The organism is Streptomyces gelaticus (genome assembly GCF_014649535.1).
In the GTDB taxonomy this organism is placed as follows: Bacteria; Actinomycetota; Actinomycetes; order Streptomycetales; family Streptomycetaceae; genus Streptomyces; species Streptomyces gelaticus.
The window spans coordinates 1-16,426 of the sequence record NZ_BMTF01000027.1; the positions used below are offsets into that span (position 1 = coordinate 1).

12 protein-coding genes and 1 pseudogene are annotated in these 16,426 nt (G+C 70.5%); 9 read left to right on the plus strand and 4 right to left on the minus strand.

What is annotated here, in order from left to right:
* Nucleotides 1–199: pseudogene (locus IE107_RS35375) on the minus strand (transposase); the annotation flags it as partial.
* 286 nt (nt 200–485) lie between these two features.
* On the opposite strand from IE107_RS35375, the gene IE107_RS28945 reads away from it, so the two are divergent.
* Nucleotides 486–1,136: a response regulator gene (locus IE107_RS28945; RefSeq protein ID WP_189547309.1), complete on the plus strand. Its 651-nt coding sequence runs from the start codon at nt 486–488 to the stop codon at nt 1,134–1,136.
* Between the two features lie 100 nt (nt 1,137–1,236).
* Nucleotides 1,237–2,394, plus strand: coding sequence for an ROK family protein (locus IE107_RS28950; RefSeq protein WP_189547310.1), 1,158 nt, complete (start codon nt 1,237–1,239; stop codon nt 2,392–2,394).
* Nucleotides 2,395–2,442: 48 nt separating this feature from the next.
* Here IE107_RS28950 and IE107_RS28955 read toward each other — a convergent pair whose 3' ends face one another.
* On the minus strand, nt 2,443–3,210 hold the full coding sequence (locus IE107_RS28955; RefSeq protein WP_189547311.1) for a GntR family transcriptional regulator: 768 nt from the start codon (nt 3,208–3,210) through the stop codon (nt 2,443–2,445).
* 303 nt (nt 3,211–3,513) lie between these two features.
* Nucleotides 3,514–4,407, minus strand: a complete 894-nt coding sequence (gene sigJ, locus IE107_RS28960; protein ID WP_189547312.1) for an RNA polymerase sigma factor SigJ — start codon at nt 4,405–4,407, stop codon at nt 3,514–3,516.
* 152 nt (nt 4,408–4,559) lie between these two features.
* Here sigJ and IE107_RS28965 point away from each other — a divergent pair, with 152 nt between their 5' ends.
* The 5 genes from IE107_RS28965 to IE107_RS28985 all read left to right on the plus strand — a co-directional run bounded on the left by IE107_RS28965 (nt 4,560) and on the right by IE107_RS28985 (nt 12,891).
* On the plus strand, nt 4,560–5,390 hold the full coding sequence (locus IE107_RS28965) for an alpha/beta fold hydrolase (protein WP_189547313.1): 831 nt from the start codon (nt 4,560–4,562) through the stop codon (nt 5,388–5,390).
* Nucleotides 5,391–5,618: 228 nt separating this feature from the next.
* Nucleotides 5,619–7,199 (plus strand): alkaline phosphatase D family protein, encoded by a 1,581-nt coding sequence (locus tag IE107_RS28970; RefSeq protein ID WP_189547314.1) that lies wholly within the window; start codon nt 5,619–5,621, stop codon nt 7,197–7,199.
* 71 nt (nt 7,200–7,270) lie between these two features.
* A complete protein-coding gene (locus IE107_RS28975) occupies nt 7,271–8,644 on the plus strand; it encodes an SWIM zinc finger family protein (protein ID WP_189547315.1) in 1,374 nt (457 codons plus the stop codon).
* Entirely contained in the window at nt 8,641–11,319 is a 2,679-nt protein-coding gene (locus IE107_RS28980; protein ID WP_189547316.1) for a DUF7824 domain-containing protein, read from the plus strand. The genes IE107_RS28975 and IE107_RS28980 overlap by 4 nt, the downstream gene beginning before the upstream one ends.
* A 123-nt stretch (nt 11,320–11,442) precedes the next feature.
* Entirely contained in the window at nt 11,443–12,891 is a 1,449-nt protein-coding gene (locus IE107_RS28985) for a GNAT family N-acetyltransferase (protein WP_189547317.1), read from the plus strand.
* Here IE107_RS28985 and IE107_RS28990 read toward each other — a convergent pair.
* Nucleotides 12,859–14,097 carry a trans-sulfuration enzyme family protein gene (locus IE107_RS28990; RefSeq protein ID WP_229867316.1) on the minus strand — a complete coding sequence of 413 codons (1,239 nt, stop codon included), beginning with the start codon at nt 14,095–14,097 and terminating at the stop codon, nt 12,859–12,861. The genes IE107_RS28985 and IE107_RS28990 overlap by 33 nt on opposite strands.
* A gap of 59 nt (nt 14,098–14,156) precedes the next feature.
* On the opposite strand from IE107_RS28990, the gene IE107_RS28995 reads away from it, so the two are divergent.
* Nucleotides 14,157–14,654 (plus strand): Lrp/AsnC family transcriptional regulator, encoded by a 498-nt coding sequence (locus IE107_RS28995; RefSeq protein ID WP_189547318.1) that lies wholly within the window; start codon nt 14,157–14,159, stop codon nt 14,652–14,654.
* Between the two features lie 48 nt (nt 14,655–14,702).
* Nucleotides 14,703–16,388 carry a DUF885 domain-containing protein gene (locus IE107_RS29000; RefSeq protein ID WP_189547319.1) on the plus strand — a complete coding sequence of 562 codons (1,686 nt, stop codon included), beginning with the start codon at nt 14,703–14,705 and terminating at the stop codon, nt 16,386–16,388.
* Nucleotides 16,389–16,426 lie beyond the last annotated feature (38 nt).

Consider the following 16,426-nt stretch of genomic DNA (forward strand, 5'->3'; position numbering starts at 1 on the left):
AACGCGGACCACCCCGCGTCACGCACGGACTTGGCGAGCCGGGTACGGCCGAGACCGGACACCGCGAGGTCTTCCACGTACACCGCTTGGTTTCGCGAATGATCTGTGTGGATACCTTGTGGTGCCAGTCCCGGCGCCGGTCGGCGACCTTGGCATGCCGGCGTGCGACCTTGATACGGGCCTTGGCCCGGTTCTTCGATCACCACTGGCGATCGTCCGCCAGTACATCGACCAACAAAAACGCCCGCTCCAGCCTGCGAACCAGAGCAGTCTTGAGATGCATTCATCCCCGGCATGAACACCGGGGCTTTCAGCAAGAGTCCCCGTAACTGCCTGGTGGATCAGCGTGCGTCGGACACGGAGGGGCGCGAGCCGAGGGAGATCGGCACACCGGACGCAGGCGGGTGTGCCGGCAACGCGGCGCGATGCCGCAGCTGTCGTCCTGTGCTGACCAGGGGTTGCAGGGCAGCCCTTAGGGTGGCCCAATGCCGGTTAGCGTACTTCTGGTCGACGACGAACCCCTGGTCCGTGCGGGGTTGCGTGCGGTCCTTGAGGCTCAGCCCGATATCGAGGTGGTGGGCGAGGCAGGCGACGGTGCCGCCGTGATCCCGCTGCTGCATCAGCTGCGCCCCGATGTGGTGGCCATGGATGTCAGGATGCCGTTGATGGACGGTATCGAGGCCACGCGAGTGGTGCTGCGCACGGTGCCCGATCCACCGAAGATCCTGGTGGTGACCACCTTCGAGAACGACGAGTACGTCTACGAGGCGCTGCGTGCCGGTGCGGACGGCTTTCTCCTCAAACGTGCCCGGCCCGCCGAGATCGTGCATGCGGTGCGTCTGGTCGCCGAGGGTGAGTCGCTGCTCTTCCCCGCGGCGGTCCGGCAGCTCGCCGCCGAGTACGGGACGAGCAAGGCCCGCGCGGTCCTGGACCGGGCAGCGCTGACCGAGCGTGAGTCCGCGGTCCTCCGGCTGATGGCCCGGGGCCTGTCGAACGCCGAGATCGCGGCCAAGCTCGTGGTCGGCATCGAGACGGTGAAGACCCATGTCAGTGCCGTACTGGCCAAGTTGGGCGCGAGGGACCGTACCCAGGCCGTGATCGCGGCATATGAGTCGGGGTTCGTCGCTCCGGGCTGAATCCTGCGCCCGGAGAGACCCTTCCCCGGCCCACGGTCGCCCCGCACCTGGCCAGCGAGTACCATCCGCCTGACATGCGCTAGAGCTGGGAGGACACACCGTGGGCCGGCTGACCGGTGGGGATCCGTCGCTGTTGCGACGCATCAATTCCGCGGTGGTGCTGCACGCGCTGCGTGGCGCCGACGCCCCTACGCTGACGGACCTGACCCGGGTCACCGGGCTGTCCCGTCCGACGGTCGAGGGCGTCATGGAGGGGCTCTTCGAGGCCGGACTGGTCGTCGAGTCCATGCCCGACGGGGGTGAGGCCCGACGCCAGGGACGGCCGGCCCGTCGGTTCCGGTTCCGTGCCGAGGCCGGGCACCTGCTCGGTATCGAGATCGGCCCGCACCGCGTCTCCGCGCTGCTGTCCGGGCTGGACGGGCGGATCATCGGTGCGGGCGCCCGCGAGGTGTCGGAGACCGCCGGCGCCGACGACCGGCTCGACAAGGTCAGGGCCGTGGTGGCCGACCTCCTGCGGCGGACGGGTGTGGCCAGGAGCAGTCTGCGTGCGGTGGGAGCCGGCAGCCCCGGGATCGTGGAGGCGGACGGGACGGTACGGCTGGGCACCGCGCTGCCGGGCTGGACGGGTCTGGCGCTGGGTGATCGGCTGCGGCGCTCCTTCCGCTGCCCCGTCCTGGTGGAGAACGATGCCAATGCCGCGGCGGTCGCGGAGCACTGGAAGGGTGCGGCCACCGAGTCCGACGACATCGTGTTCGTTCTGGCGGGGCTGAGCCCGGGCGCTGGTTCGCTGATCGGCGGGCGGCTTCACCGGGGCTTCGGCGGTGCCGCGGGCGAGATCGGCGCGCTGCATCTGCTCGGCCGCGAAGTGACTCCGGAGCGGCTTCTGTCCACGACGGGCACTCCACTGGATCCGTTGGACGAACCTGCCGTCGCCGATGTGTTCGCGAAGGCCAGGCAGGGCGATGCCCGTGCGCAGGCTGCGGTGGAACGGTTCATTCAGCGCCTGGTGCACGATGTCGCGGCGCTGGTGCTGGCGCTGGACCCCGAGCTCGTGGTGGTGGGTGGCTGGGCCACCGGGCTGGACGATGTCCTGGATCCGCTCCGCAGCGAGCTGGCCCGCTACTGCCTTCGGCCGCCGCGGGTCACGCTGTCCTTGCTCGGCGAGGCGGCGGTGGCCACCGGAGCCCTGCGCCTGGCTCTCGACCATGTGGAGGAGCAGCTCTTCGCGGTGGAGGGAACGGTGACGGCCCGCCGCTGAATGCGACGGGCCGTACGGACAGGCGAAGACCGGCGGAACCGGCCGTACTCAGGAGGCCTGGCGCTCCTGCTCGTGGTGGCTGATCTCCAGGTCGCCCGAGTCACCGAAGGTGAGCCGGCAGGTGTCGGCCCGGTACGTGGCGACGGAGAGCGCCGCCGTGCCGCCCTCCACGAGATAGCGGGTCGTGACGACGAGGACAGGAGCACCGGGCAGCCGGTCGAGCTCTTTGGCGTCGTCCACCCGTGCCGAGCCGAGCTCCACCGACCGGTCCTGACCGTCGAGGCCGAGGCGGTGCAGTTCGCGCAGGACCCCGCGGGCCCGGGTGGGTCCGGAGGGAGCGTCGATCGCGGAGAGTTCGGGCACGGACGACGACGGGACGTACAGGAGTTCCGCAGCGACCGTCTGTCCGTGGGTCACCCGGATCCGGCGCACGATGTGCACCGGCTCGTCGGCCTCCACGTCGAGCACGGCCACGACCGACGAGGGCGCGACCGCCGTCGTGCAGTCCACCGGCTGCCAGGCCTCCACCGCACCGCCGCCGGACCAGTCCCGCTGTGCCGTCGAGACGGCGACGCCGACTCGCGGCGGTGCGACAGTGGTCCCGACGCCGCGGCGACGCTGCAGCCTTCCTTCCAGTTCGAGCTGCTCCAGGGCCTGCCGGAGCGTGGCTCGGGCGACTCCGAAGCGGGCGGCGAGCTCGCGCTCGTTGGGCAGGATCTCCCCCACCGCAAAGTCCGAGTCGAGTGCCTCACTGAGCACGGTCTTGAGGTGCCAGTACTTCGGCTCCTGCACCGATTCCAGCTGCGTGGTCCCCACCCTGTCCTCCGCAATCACCCAGCGGCTATTCCGCGACGTTATTTATTAAAGGTTCCTGTCTTAACGTTGAGACCATAGGACGGTACACACCCTTGGTCAAGACCAATCATCATCGGTCACGCAGCGAAACGGGCATCTGCCGCAGAGCGTTCACAGGACGTTCGTGCGGCTGTGGGGCGAGCGCAGCACGAGACCCCACGACCAGGCAGGACGTGGGGCTTCGGACAGCTGCCGGGCGTCGGGCTCCCGGGCAACCGGAGTCACCGGCGCCGGCGGCGAGCGCGGACTGCGACCAGGGGCCCGCTACTCCTCGCGGAGGTCGGTGAAGCGAGTGAGTTTGTCAGGGTTCCGCACGATATATACGCACTGGATGAGCCCGTCCCTGATGTCCAACTGAACGACCGAGTCGACCTTTCCGCCCAGGAACAGCAGCAGACCTGGCCCGCCGTTGAGTTCCAGCAACCGGAAGTCGAGGTCCTCGACCTGATCGTGGGCGACGGCGAAGAGGAACCGGCCGACCTTGTCGGCGCTCTCGATGATCCGCAGCGGCGCCCTGGACTTTCCGCCGCTGTCCCCGACGAGCCGCGCGTCGGGCGCGAGCAGGACCAGCAGTTCCTCGATGTCGCCACCCGCCGCCGCGGCGAGGAACCGCTCGGTGAGATCACGCCGGTGGGCCGGGTCGACGTCGTAGCGCGGTTTGCGCTCCTCCACATGGCGCCGCGCACGTCCCGCCAGCTGACGGACCGCGGCCTCGGTCCGGTCCAGAGCGGCCGCGATCTCCGCGTACGGAAAGCCGAACGCCTCGCGCAGCACGAAGACGGCCCGTTCCAGCGGCGACAGGGACTCCAGGACTACGAGCACGGCGACCGATACGGAGTCGGCCAGGACAGCCCGTTCCGCGGTGTCGGGAACGGCGGGCCCGAAATCGGTGACCACCGGCTCCGGCAGCCACGGCCCGACGTACGCCTCGCGGCGCGTCTGCACCTGCCGCAGCCGGTCGACGGCGAGGCGGGTGATGATCCTCACGAGAAACGCGCGCGGCTCCCGTACGTCCTCACGTGACGCCGAGGACCAGCGGAGCCAGGCCTCCTGCACCACGTCCTCGGCATCGGCGATCCGGCCCAGCATGCGGTAGGCAACGCCGGTGAGCACGGGGCGGTGGCTCTCGAAGACATCGGTCGCGGTGTCGGCTTTCACTCCCCCATCCCAACCGACCTGTCGCACCCTGTCCAGCACGAATTGCCCGCGCCACTTGAACTACGGGCTACTGAGCGGTAATTGTTATTGACAAGACGTCTAAGCCGCCTTCAGGCATGGCCCTTCATGCCGGATCACCGGGGAGCACCAGCATGGCCAGCACGGTCTCGTTCAGCGTCGAGTCACCACAAGGGCCCCGGAGGGTGTCCGTGGCGTATGAACGGACCGGCGCCGGCGAGCCTCTGCTCCTGCTCCACGGCATCGGCCACCACCGTCAGGCCTGGGATCCGGTGTTGTCCGTACTCGCCGTGGAGCGGGATGTGACAGCCATCGATCTCCCCGGCTTCGGCGTCTCGCCGGAGCTGCCCGAAGGGCTGCCGTACGACCTGCCGACCGTGGGCAAGGTACTCGGCGCCTTCTGCGAGGAGGTCGGCCTGGACCGGCCGCATGTGGCGGGCAATTCGCTCGGCGGCCTGCTGGCGTTGGAGCTCGGCCGGGAGAAGCTCGTGCGGTCGGTGACGGCTCTGTCGCCCGCCGGATTCTGGACCGCGGGCGAACGACGTTATGCGTTCGGGACGCTGCGGGCCATGCGGCGGGCCGCGTTGTCGATGCCGGTCCCGCTGATCGAGCGGCTCTCGCACAGCGCGGCCGGGCGCACGGCATTGACCAGCACCATCTACGCCCGGCCCGGCCGCCGTTCACCCGCTGCCGTGGTCGCGGAGACCCTCGCCCTGCGTGAGGCGACCGGTTTCCACCAGACGCTCGCCTCCGGGGGAAGCGTCGCGTTCACCGACGATGTGCCGGGGCTGCCCGTGACCGTCGCCTGGGGCAGCCGGGACCGGATCCTGCTGCGCCGACAGGGGATCAGGGCCAAGCACACCATCCCCGAAGCCCGGTTGGTCCGGCTGCCGGGCTGCGGTCATGTGCCGATGAACGACGATCCGGCGCTCGTGGCACGCGTCATTCTCGACACCAGCCGCTGACGACGCACCAGGCGCCGGATCCGTACGCCGGGCAACTCCGCTCCGGGGCAGCGGACAGGTCGTACGGCTGCCGGCGGTGGCTCCAAGGGGCACGGACGGACCGGGTACCGGCGGGGACGGCGTCGGGTGTTCATCTCAGGTTGGTGTGCGCGCCGCCGACGGGAACAAGGGTGGGGTCGCTCGACCAGCCACCCGCTCGTCCCGCTGACCCCGCCCGGAGGCGCCTCGATGTCGAACAGTCCGCGAAATCCCTCCCCCGCCCGCCGCAGCGTGCTGCGCGGCTCACTCGCCGTGTCGGCCGCGCTCACGCTCCCGGCGGTGGGCGCGGCGGCTCCCGCCTTCGCGTTGTCCGGCCGGCCGCGTGCGGCGTGGGGCGTGCAGGTGGGCGATGTCACCTCGTCCTCCGCGCTGGTCTGGGTGCGGTCGGACCGGCCGGCCCGGATGATCGTGGAGACATCGGCGACCGAGTCCTTCCGGCGGGCCCGCGCCTGGCACGGTCCGCTCGTCGGTTCCGGCACCGACTTCACGGGGACGACGCCGTTGTACGGGCTGCCGCCGGGCGAGCAGGTGCACTACCGGGTGACACTCGCCGATCCCCAGGACCCCCGCCGCACCGGGGAGCCGGTGTACGGGACGTTCCGGACCGCGCCGGCCCGGCGCCGCGACGGGGCGCGCTTCCTGTGGTCCGGTGACATCGCCGGGCAGGGCTGGGGCATCAACCCGGACATCGGCGGCTATGCGGTGTACGACGAGATGCGCCGCCTCGATCCGGACTTCTTCCTGTGCAGCGGTGACAACATCTACGCGGACGGGGTGATCGAGCCGAGCGTGCCCCTGCCCGACGGCCGGATCTGGCGCAATGTCACCACCGAGGAGAAGTCGAAGGTCGCCGAAACCCTCGCCGAGTACCGCGGGAACTTCCGCTACAACCTGCTCGATCACAACCTCCGTGAGTTCAATGCCCAGGTGCCTTCGATCGTTCAGTGGGACGACCACGAGGTGCGCAACAACTGGTATCCCGGGCAGATCCTGGACGACTCCCGCTACACCGAGAAGAACGTGGATGTGCTTGCGGCCCGTTCGATGCGGGCGTTCCGCGAGTACTTCCCGGTGTCCACACTGCACGGCCGGTCCGGGGAGGGCCGGATGCACCGGGTGGTACGGCACGGTCCGCTGCTCGATGTGTTCGTTCTCGACATGCGGTCCTTCCGCAATGCCAACTCCCCCGGCCGGCAGGCCGACGACACAACGGGAATCCTCGGTGCGGAGCAGCTCAGGTGGCTCAAGCACGAGCTGTCCCGGTCCCGCGCGGTGTGGAAGGTGATCGCCGCGGACATGCCGTTGGGGCTGGTGGTGACCGATGGTGCGACGGACTTCGAGGCGGTCGCGCAGGGCGATCCCGGGGCCCCGCTCGGCCGTGAGCTGCAGATCGCGGAACTCCTGCGGTTCATCAAGCACCGCCGGATCACCGGCACGGTCTGGCTCACGGCGGATGTGCACTACACGTCGGCGCAGCACTACGAGCCCGGGCGTGCGGTGTTCAAGGACTTCGCCCCGTTCTGGGAGTTCGTGTCGGGCCCGCTGGCCGCAGGTCAGTTCCAGGCCAACGCGCTGGACGCGACGTTCGGTCCCGACCGGGTCTTCGTGCGGGCGCCCGACCGGGCGAACGTGTCGCCGATGGAGTCGCCGCAGTACTTCGGGGAGGTCGACATCGACGGCGACAGCGGCGAGTTGACCGTGCGGCTGCGGGCGCAGGGCGGGTCCGTACTGTTCAGCAAGGTGCTGCAGCCGGGGCACGTCGGGCAGTGAAGACGCCCGGCGATCGGCCCCCGGGCGATGACCGGGGGCCGATTGTCAGTGGTGGGATCTACGGTTTTCCCATGACCCGATCCGTTCAGGCACTGGCCTACTCACGCCCGTCCGCGCTGGATTCCTCGCAGGCGGGGCAGCTTCTCGGTCTGGAGACCTCCGGCGGTCTCACACCGCGGGGTGTCGAGTCGCATCCCCGGTTCTTCTCCGGCTTTCTCACCTCGCCGAGGATCGCCGCCCGAGGGCTGCTGGCCGTGGCGGACGTGGCGTCCGCACGCTATTACCGTACGGCTCTGCCTTCGTCCCTCGACCCGGTGGTGACGGGCAACGGCGACCGTTTGCGCTTCGAGGCGTTCTCCGGCTGCTGCGGTGTGTACGCACGCCTCGATGTGCTCCAGGAGGGTCTGGACGGTGCGCGTACGGACCATGGCACCACGAATGTCGACGTCAACAATCCGCTGCGGGAGGCGCTTTCACGGATAGCGGGCGACGATCCGCTGCACCTGCGGGTCGGTCCGGAGGAGCTGACGGTCACCACGCTGGACGGTCCGGTCGTGGAGAAGAAGGTGCCCCTGCCCGACCGTTGGCTGCGTGGCTTCGCGGAGGCGCAGGTGGTGTCCGCGGGCTTCGATCTGCGGGCCGAGCTGTCGGCGGCCGAGGCCGTCCGGTTCCTGCGTTCGCTGCCGCGTTCGTCCGGAAATGCCTCGCGGGGCGCCCAGTGGGTGATCCCCGCGGGGAAGACTCTCCGGCCGACGACGCGCCCGGTGGCGGGTGCGGTGTGTCTGCCGGGTCCCGAACGGCTGGTGACGCTGCAGCGGGTGCTGCGCCATGCCACCTCGCTGCGGGTGTACGGGCCGGTGGCCGACGGCGCGGCCACCGCGAGCGCATGGGAGGTGGTGCTGCCGGGGATGCGACTCACCCTGACGCTCTCGCCCGATGCCTCGCGCGGCTTCTCCGGCGAGGGCGGTGTGCTCGACGCGCTGGCCACCGATGATGCCGCGGCCGACGCCGAGTTGGTGTCCGTGCTGCTGGCCTGGGAGCCGCGAATCGACCTGGCCGACCTGGCGGAGCAGTCGGGTCTCACGGTGGAGCGGGTACGGGCGGCGCTCACCCGGCTGGGGACGGCGGGCCGGGTCGGTTACGACCTCGCCGAGGCGTCGTATTTCCACCGCGAGCTGCCGTACGACGCCGACCGGGCCGAGCGGCACAACCCGCGCCTGGTGGCGGCCCGGAAACTGGCCGGCTCGGGTGCGGTCGTGCTCGACGGCGGTACGGCTGCCGTGACCTCGGGGGAACGCCGCTATCAAGTGAGGGAGAAGGACGGAATGCTGAGCTGTACCTGCCAGTGGTGGGCGGACTACCGCGGGCGACGGGGCCCGTGCAAGCACGCCCTGGCCGTCCGCATGGTCCGTCGCGGTGCGCCGGTTGCCGGGGGTGCGCGATGACGGAGCTGATCACCGCCGTCCGGGAAGCACGCACCAGGGACGTGCCCGCCCTGCTGTCCGAGCTGGACCGGGCCGGACGCAGGTCGGCGCTGGCCGAGCTGAAGGCACTGCGCAAGGAGGCGCGGAGTTGGCCCTGGGAGAAGCAGGACAGGATCCGCAAGGCTCTGCTGGTCGCGGGCGCCGGCTGCCACACAGGAGCCGCGGGCTGCGCCGCCTGGATCGGCGGCCGGGATCTGCAGATCTGGTCACGGCCTCCCTATTCGATGCTTGTCGATGTCCTCTCGGACCGCGCCCCCGAGTGGCTCGGTGATGTCGCGCACCGGCTGGCGGACCGTCCCGGGACTGCGGAGCTCTTCTACGAGCTGATCAGCGGGCTGGTGAAGGCCTCGCAGTGCGCCGTGCCCACCTCGGAGGGTTTCGTGCGCGGCTGGGCCGACGCGCTCTCGAGCTCACAGTGGCAGCAGAACAGACGACCACTGGCCGACGTCCTCCGGACGGACCCGTATCTCACCGCTCTCGTGCCGCGGCTCTTCGAGGTGGCGGAACTCCCCTCGTCGACGCTCTGGTTCGACGAGCCGGACGACCCGAGCCGTTGGCATGTGGCGCTCGCCCTCCTCGCGGACGAAGGTCTGCTGGAGCGGGTTTCACTGGTCGACGCCTGTGTGGCCCGGCTGGTCCGCGGTGGAAAGCCCGGTGAACTGCGTTTCTTCCTCGCCCTGTTGCGTCGGCTCGCGCTCACCCGCGAGGAGGAGGCGGAGCGGATTGCTGACTGGACCGCCCTGGCGGCGGACGGGATCTCCACCGCGGCCGGCCACGCCCAGGAGGTGCTCGCCCGGCTGGACGAGCACGGTGAACTGCCCGTGCGGTCCCTGGTGGAAGTCTCGGGTTCCCTGCTGTTCCGTCCGGAGAAGAAGCTCGTTCGTGCCCAACTGGTGCTGATCGGCAAGAAACTGCGCCGCGATCCATCGGCAGCCGGGGAACTCCTGCCCGTCGTCGCCGAGGCCTTCGGGCACGCCGACATCGACATCCAGGAGCGGGCCCTCAAGCTCATCGCACGGTACCTTCCGGCTGCCGACACGGCGGTGCGCGAAGAAACCGCCCTGTCCGCCCCGCTGTTGAGTCCGGCGCTCCGAACTGCGGCGGCCGAGGTGTTCGGCGACCTGATGGACACCCCGTCGGCGGCGGAGCCGTACGTGGAGCTTCTGCCCTCCGTCCCCGTCCCGCGACGTATCGAACCGGCGCCCGCGACGCTGCCCGAGCTCGTCGAGGAGCTGGTGGTCCTGGCGAGGACCGCGTCACGGGACTCCCCCGCTTTCGAGCGGGCGCTGGACGGGCTGGTTCGCCATGCCCGCACCGACCGGCCCGCACTGACCGCGGCGTTGCGGGATGCCCTCGCCGGCAGTTGGTGGCTCGTCGACGAACCGCAGTCGAGAGTCGAGCATCGGCTTCGCTCGGAGGCAGGGATCACCCTGGTCCTGGCCGTGCTGCTCGGCCGGGTGCCGATGGAGGCGGTGCAGGCGGGCCGTTCGGCCTGGACCGGCAGCAGTGTCTGTGTCCATGCAGCGCTCAAGGGAGTACTGAAGGCCCGGCTGTGGGAAGCCGCCGACGCGGTCCTGACCGGCAGTGCACCGTTCCTGCTGGCCCTCCCGACCTGGCACACCGGCTCGATCGACCCTGCCGTGCTGGTCGAGCGGCTGCGCACCTACCAGCAGCTCGGAGCCCGGCCCGGGGAGGCCGACTTCGCGCAGGCCCTGCTGCGTGTGCGGCGCGGCGTTGCGCAGGAAGCCGCGGCCGAGGCAGCCGCCGGGCTCGGCACCCCGGAGGGCGACCGACTGGCCGCCTGGCTGCGCATGGACCGGCCGCTCGCAACCGTCCACCGGTACGACCTGGACAGACAGGAGTCCACTGCCCGCGGCTGGGTGGAGCGGCAGCCGGCCGACTGGACCCGGCGCGCCCTGATGGCGAGCGGGGAAAACCCGTTCATTCAGCAGGAGTTCCCACGCTCCTTCCACTGGCTGGGCAGCGCGCACACGCCACGTCATCGCACCTGCGACCACTGGAACGACCAGTCCGAGCCCTGGGTCGCCACCCTGCCCGAGGACAGCGAGACACTGGCCGCGTGGCTGCTGCCAACCATCGCGACGTGTGTCACCGATGAACTGAAGCATGCGGCACAGCCGCTTCTCGGCCTTGTGGAACCGGGCGGCCCGGCCACCGAGGCCATCCAACTGGCTGTGGCGTACGCGCTGGGTGCCCGGTATCCGGAGGACCGGCTGTCGGGGGTGGATGCCCTGCTGATGCTCGCGGCCCAGCAACGGCTGGACGCGACGTTGCTCGGCGAGCAGCTGGCGCTCCTCCTCGACTACAGGCTGGTGAAGCCCAATCGCCTCGCCGACTCCGCACGCACCGCGGCCGCCACGGGCGCGTACCGGACGGTGCTCTCCGTGCTGGTCCCCGCTCTGCCAGGGCTCTTGGCCGACAAGAAGGCGACGCCCCGGGGGCTGGGCGATCTGCTCTCCGTGGCCGCCGAGTGCACGGAGCACGGCGGGGCGGTGGGGGGTGGCGAGCCGATACCCGGGCTCACCGAAACGGCCGCGCGCGGCGGATCGTCGCAGTTGGTACGCCAGGCGGCCCGCCTGAAGGCCGCCTGGGAGCAGGGCTCGGGACGGACGTGAGGACCCAGCGCAGCAGACGCATCAAATCAACTGAAAGTGAGTGATAAGGGACTAGATCCATACTTAACCCATCAGTCACAGGGCGTTCGTGATCAGGCAACAACGCTCGGTCAGAGTGGATCCATGACTGATGCGACATCCGCGAAGAGGTCCCGCCGCTCCCACCACTGGCGGCGGGACGTGACCGAGCTGGCCGCACTGTTCACCGCGGTCGCGGTCGCCGACGCCATCGCGAACCTGATCGGACACCAGCCGGACGGACCGTACCTGCTGATCGCCTCGGCCGTCGCTCTGGCGATGACGGCCGGGTTCCACACCTGGTGGGCACGGCGGCACAGCCACACCCCGCCGCCACCCACCGGCACCGACGGCCGCGCCAGGGGCGATGGCGACGCCAACCACGCGGACTCGGCCCTGCCCCAAGCCCTGTCCGCATCCACGCCCCCGGATCCGGCCCCGTCCGCGGCTCCGGCCGCCGAGGGCACGTTGCTGTGGCGGATGCGGACCACGGTGCGGGACGCCCCCGGCAGCCTGGCAGCGCTCTGCGACGCCCTCGCCCGGCTCCGGGTCGACATCCTCACCCTGCAGACGCACCCGCTGACCCAGGGCACGGTCGACGAGTTCCTGCTTCGCGCACCCGCCTCGCTCCCGGCCCAGCAGCTGAGCCGGGCCGTCTCGGCCGCCGGGGGCGGTTCGACCTGGATCGAACGGGCCGACACGCACGATCTGGTCGACGCCCCGACGCGCGTCCTGGGCCTCGCCACCCGCACCGCCCTGGACGCGGCCGAACTACCCCTTGCCCTGCGTCAGTTGCTCGGCCGCTGCACCATCCACTCGCTTCCCACCGCCTCGGTCACCGGCCGCGAGACCAGTGAGACCGCCCCCGTCGAAGGCGTGCTGGAGGAGACGGTGATGCGGCTGCGTGACCCGTCCGGGGGTTCCATCACGATCGAACGGCCCTGCCTTCCGTTCACACCGACCGAGTTCGCCCGCGCCCGCGCCCTGGTCGAGCTCGACGCCCGGCTCGGACCTCGCGTCCCGCGCGGCGGACACGTGCTCACGCTGTCCGAGGGCAACGAGATCACGGTGCGTCGTGCGGACACGGGCGACCTCCGTGCAGCACGTGAGATGCACGACCGCTGCTCCGAGCAGACCCTGCGGCTGCGGTACCACGGGCCGGTCCACGACGCCGACCGTTACCTGGACCACCTGCTGAGCCCCCGCTTCGGCCGCACGCTCGCCGTGCAGACGGCCTCGGGCCGGCTGGTCGCGCTCGGCCACCTCCTCTGGGACGGCGACGAGACCGAGGTCGCCCTCCTCGTCGAGGACGACTGGCAGCGTCGCGGCATCGGCTCGAAGCTCCTCGGCCGCCTGGTGGCACTCGCCATCGAGGGGGGCTGCGAGAGCGTCTACGCCGTCACCCAATCGTCCAACACCGGCATGGTGGCGGCCATGCGCGCGCTGTCCCTGCCGCTGGACTACCAGATCGAGGAGGGCACCCTGGTCATCACCGCCCGGCTGGACGCGACGCCGGTCCGCTCACTGCCCCCGTACGAGCAGGTCGGCCGCTGACTCCCCGGCCGCCACCTCCCCGGAAGCGGAGGGCTCGCGTCCGATCTCCTGCGAGCTCAGTGCCTGGCACAGATCGGCCCACAGGTCCTCGACGTCCTCCAGGCCGACCGACATGCGCAGCAGCCGGTCCCCGACACCGGAGGACCGCCGGTCTCCCTCATCCACGATGCGGTGGCTGATGGAGGCCGGATGCTGGATCAGGGTGTCCACGCTGCCGAGGCTCACCGCGGGCGTGATGAGCCGCACGGCCGAGATCACCCGGTGCGGATCCCCATACACCTCGAACGAGACCATCGCTCCGCCCAGCTTCGGGTAGTGGACCCTGGCGATGCGCGGATCAGCGGTCAGCCTGCGGGACAGTTCGGCGGCGCTCGCGGATGCCGCCCGTACCCGTACCGGGAGCGTGGCCAGGCCGCGCAGCAGCAGATATCCGGCCATCGGGTGCAGCACCCCGCCGGTGGCGAAACGCACCTGTCGCAGGCGGGCGGCGAACTCCTCGTCGCAGGCGACGACTCCACCCATCACGTCACCGTGCCCGCCGAGGTACTTGGTGGCACTGTGCAGCACGATCCGGGCGCCGTGCTCGACGGGCCGCTGGAGCACCGGGGTGGCGAAGGTGTTGTCGACGAGCAGGGGCACTGAGCCGCAGGAGTGTGCGACGGCGCGGACGTCGACCTCGGCGAGCGTCGGATTGGCGGGCGTCTCCACCATCACCAGACCGGTGTCCGGACGGATCGCCTCCGCGATGCCCACGGGATCGGTCCAGGTCACCTCGGTGCCCAGCAGCCCGGCGCCGAGCAGATGGTCGCTGCAGCCGTAGAGCGGCCGGACGGCGACCACATGGCGCAGGCCCATGCTCGCGCGGACCAGCAGCACGGCGGTGAGCGCCGCCATTCCGCTGGCGAACGATACGGCGCTCTCGGTCCCTTCGAGCAGGGCGAGGGCGGTCTCGAACCGGGCCGTCGTCGGGTTGTCCAGCCGTGCGTAGACCGGCGGCCCTTCGAGCCTGGCGCCGGTGGCGGCGAAGGTGTCGATCCGCTCCGCCTCGCCCCTGGAGTCGTACGAGGGATAGGTGGTGGACAGGTCGATCGGCGGGGCGTGCAGTCCGAGGGCCGCGAGATCGTCGCGGCCCGCGTGCACGGCTTCGGTGGCCAGCGCCCTGGACCGGGTTGTCGTCGAGGGCGCCATCGAGGATTCGGTGTCCATGCCACCACTCTGAACAAGTACCGGATCCATGCGGTCATCTCCCGTGCTACGTTCGGCAGGTGGCCGATTCTGTCGCTCTCGATCCGGTGGATCTGCACATTCTGCGGTTGTTGCAGAACGATGCCCGGACCACCTACCGCGAGCTGGCAGCCGAGGTCGGCGTCGCGCCGTCGACCTGTCTGGACCGGGTGACCAGGCTGCGCCGGTCGGGCGTCATTCTCGGCCAACAGCTGCGGCTGGACCCGGCCCGGCTCGGCCGGGGCCTGGAGGCGCTGCTCTCGGTACAGGTCCGACCGCACCGCAGGGAGCTCATCGGCCCGTTCGTCGAACGCATCAGGACACTGCCGGAGTCCCGCGCGCTGTTCCATCTGACCGGCCCGGACGACTATCTGGTGCATGTCGCGGTCACGGACACGGCCGATCTGCAACGTCTGGTACTGGACGAATTCACCTCGCGCCGCGAGGTGGCCCGGGTCGAGACCAGGCTGATATTCCAGCAGTGGGAGTGCGGTCCACTGCTGCCGCCGGCCGCGGAATCGGCGGAGTCAGGCCACTGAGACCGAATGGTGATGACGCGGATGCCTCCGCCGTACAAGGATGTCCGCATGTCACACACTTCCAGCAGCGCGCTGCCCCGCCAGGTCGCCGACGCCTATGTCGACGCGCTCATCGAACTCGACCCGATCACCGGCACCTACCTCGGTGTCGCGGAGAGCTCGCGCCGCCTTCCCGACTTCTCCCCCGTCGGCCAGGAAGCCCTTGCCGAGCTGGCCCGCACCACTCTGGCGGAGCTCGATGCCGCCGAACAGCTCCCCGGTGCGGACAGCGATACCGAGCGCCGCTGCGCCCGGCTTCTGCGCGAGCGTCTCACGGCGGAACTCGCCGTTCACAAGGCGGACGAGGGGCTGTGCAGGGTCTCCAATCTCTTCTCCCCGCCGCACAGCGTCCGCGGCGTGTTCACGGTGACACCGGCCGAGACCGACGAGGACTGGTCCGCGGTCGCGGACCGGCTGCGGGCGGTTCCCGCCTCGCTGGAGAGCTACCGCGAGTCGCTCGCGCTCGGTCTGGAGCGCAAGCTGTACGCCGGTCCGCGCGCCACCGCCACCGTCGTCGGCCAGCTCGACGAGTGGGCGGGCGACGGCGGACCGGGCTTCTTCGAGGAGTTCGCGGCAGCCGGACCCGCGAAGCTGCGTGCCGAACTGGACGAGGGCGCCCGGCTGGCCACGGAGGCGGTCGCGGCGCTTCGCGACTGGATGCGCGATGTGTACGCCCCGGCGATCGATGGTTCCCCGGACACGGTGGGCCGCGAGCGGTACGCCCGCTGGGTGCGCTTCTTCAACGGCACCGATCTGGACCTCGACGAGGCGTACGCGTACGGCTGGTCCGAGTACCACCGGCTGCTCGACGAGATGAAGACCGAGGCCGAGAAGGTGCTGCCCGGTGCCGGCCCCTGGGAGGCGCTGGCCCATCTCGATGTGCACGGCCGGCACATCGAGGGGGTCGACGAAGTCCGGACCTGGCTGCAGAACCTGATGGACGAGGCGATCGAGGCGCTCGACGGCACGCACTTCGAACTCGCCGAACGCGTACGGAAGGTGGAGTCCCGCATCGCCCCGCCCGGCGGCGCCGCGGCCCCGTACTACACGGGCCCCTCCGAGGACTTCTCCCGCCCCGGCCGGACCTGGCTGCCCACGATGGGCGAGACCCGCTTCCCGGTGTACGACCTGGTGTCCACCTGGTACCACGAGGGTGTGCCGGGCCACCATCTGCAGTTCGCCCAGTGGACGCACGTGACCGAGAGCCTGTCCCGGTACCAGGCGTCGATCGGCTGCGTCAGCGCCAACTGCGAGGGCTGGGCGCTGTACGCGGAGCGGCTCATGGACGAGCTGGGCTTCCTGCCGGACCCGGAACGCCGCCTCGGCTACCTGGACGCGCAGATGATGCGGGCCTGCCGGGTGATCGTGGACATCGGCATGCACGCGGAGATGGAGATCCCTGCGGACTCCCCGTTCCACCCCGGCGAGCGGTGGACGCCCGACCTGGCTCAGGAGTTCTTCGGCAACCACAGCGGCCGTCCCGCCGACTTCGTGGAGAGCGAGCTGACGCGCTACCTCTCGATGCCGGGGCAGGCCATCGGCTACAAGCTGGGCGAGCGCGCCTGGCTGCTGGGCCGGGAGAACGCCCGCAGGGCACACGGTGACGCGTTCGACGCCAAGGCCTGGCACATGGCCGCCCTGTCGCAGGGTCCGCTCGGACTCGACGATCTCGTCGACGAGCTGTCCAGGCTCTGACTTAATCCCGCGGCGGCCGGGCTCGGTTCACGCCACGA

What these genes read in the sequence shown, in the direction of transcription:
- IE107_RS28965 (WP_189547313.1), top strand. Translation starts at nt 4,560, where the DNA reads ATGGCCAGCACGGTCTCGTTCAGCGTCGAGTCACCACAAGGGCCCCGG.
- IE107_RS28945 (WP_189547309.1), top strand. Translation starts at nt 486, where the DNA reads ATGCCGGTTAGCGTACTTCTGGTCGACGACGAACCCCTGGTCCGTGCG.
- IE107_RS28975 (WP_189547315.1), top strand. Translation starts at nt 7,271, where the DNA reads ATGACCCGATCCGTTCAGGCACTGGCCTACTCACGCCCGTCCGCGCTG.
- IE107_RS28990 (WP_229867316.1), bottom strand. Translation starts at nt 14,097, where the DNA reads ATGGACACCGAATCCTCGATGGCGCCCTCGACGACAACCCGGTCCAGG.
- IE107_RS28970 (WP_189547314.1), top strand. Translation starts at nt 5,619, where the DNA reads ATGTCGAACAGTCCGCGAAATCCCTCCCCCGCCCGCCGCAGCGTGCTG.
- IE107_RS29000 (WP_189547319.1), top strand. Translation starts at nt 14,703, where the DNA reads ATGTCACACACTTCCAGCAGCGCGCTGCCCCGCCAGGTCGCCGACGCC.
- IE107_RS28985 (WP_189547317.1), top strand. Translation starts at nt 11,443, where the DNA reads ATGACTGATGCGACATCCGCGAAGAGGTCCCGCCGCTCCCACCACTGG.
- IE107_RS28980 (WP_189547316.1), top strand. Translation starts at nt 8,641, where the DNA reads ATGACGGAGCTGATCACCGCCGTCCGGGAAGCACGCACCAGGGACGTG.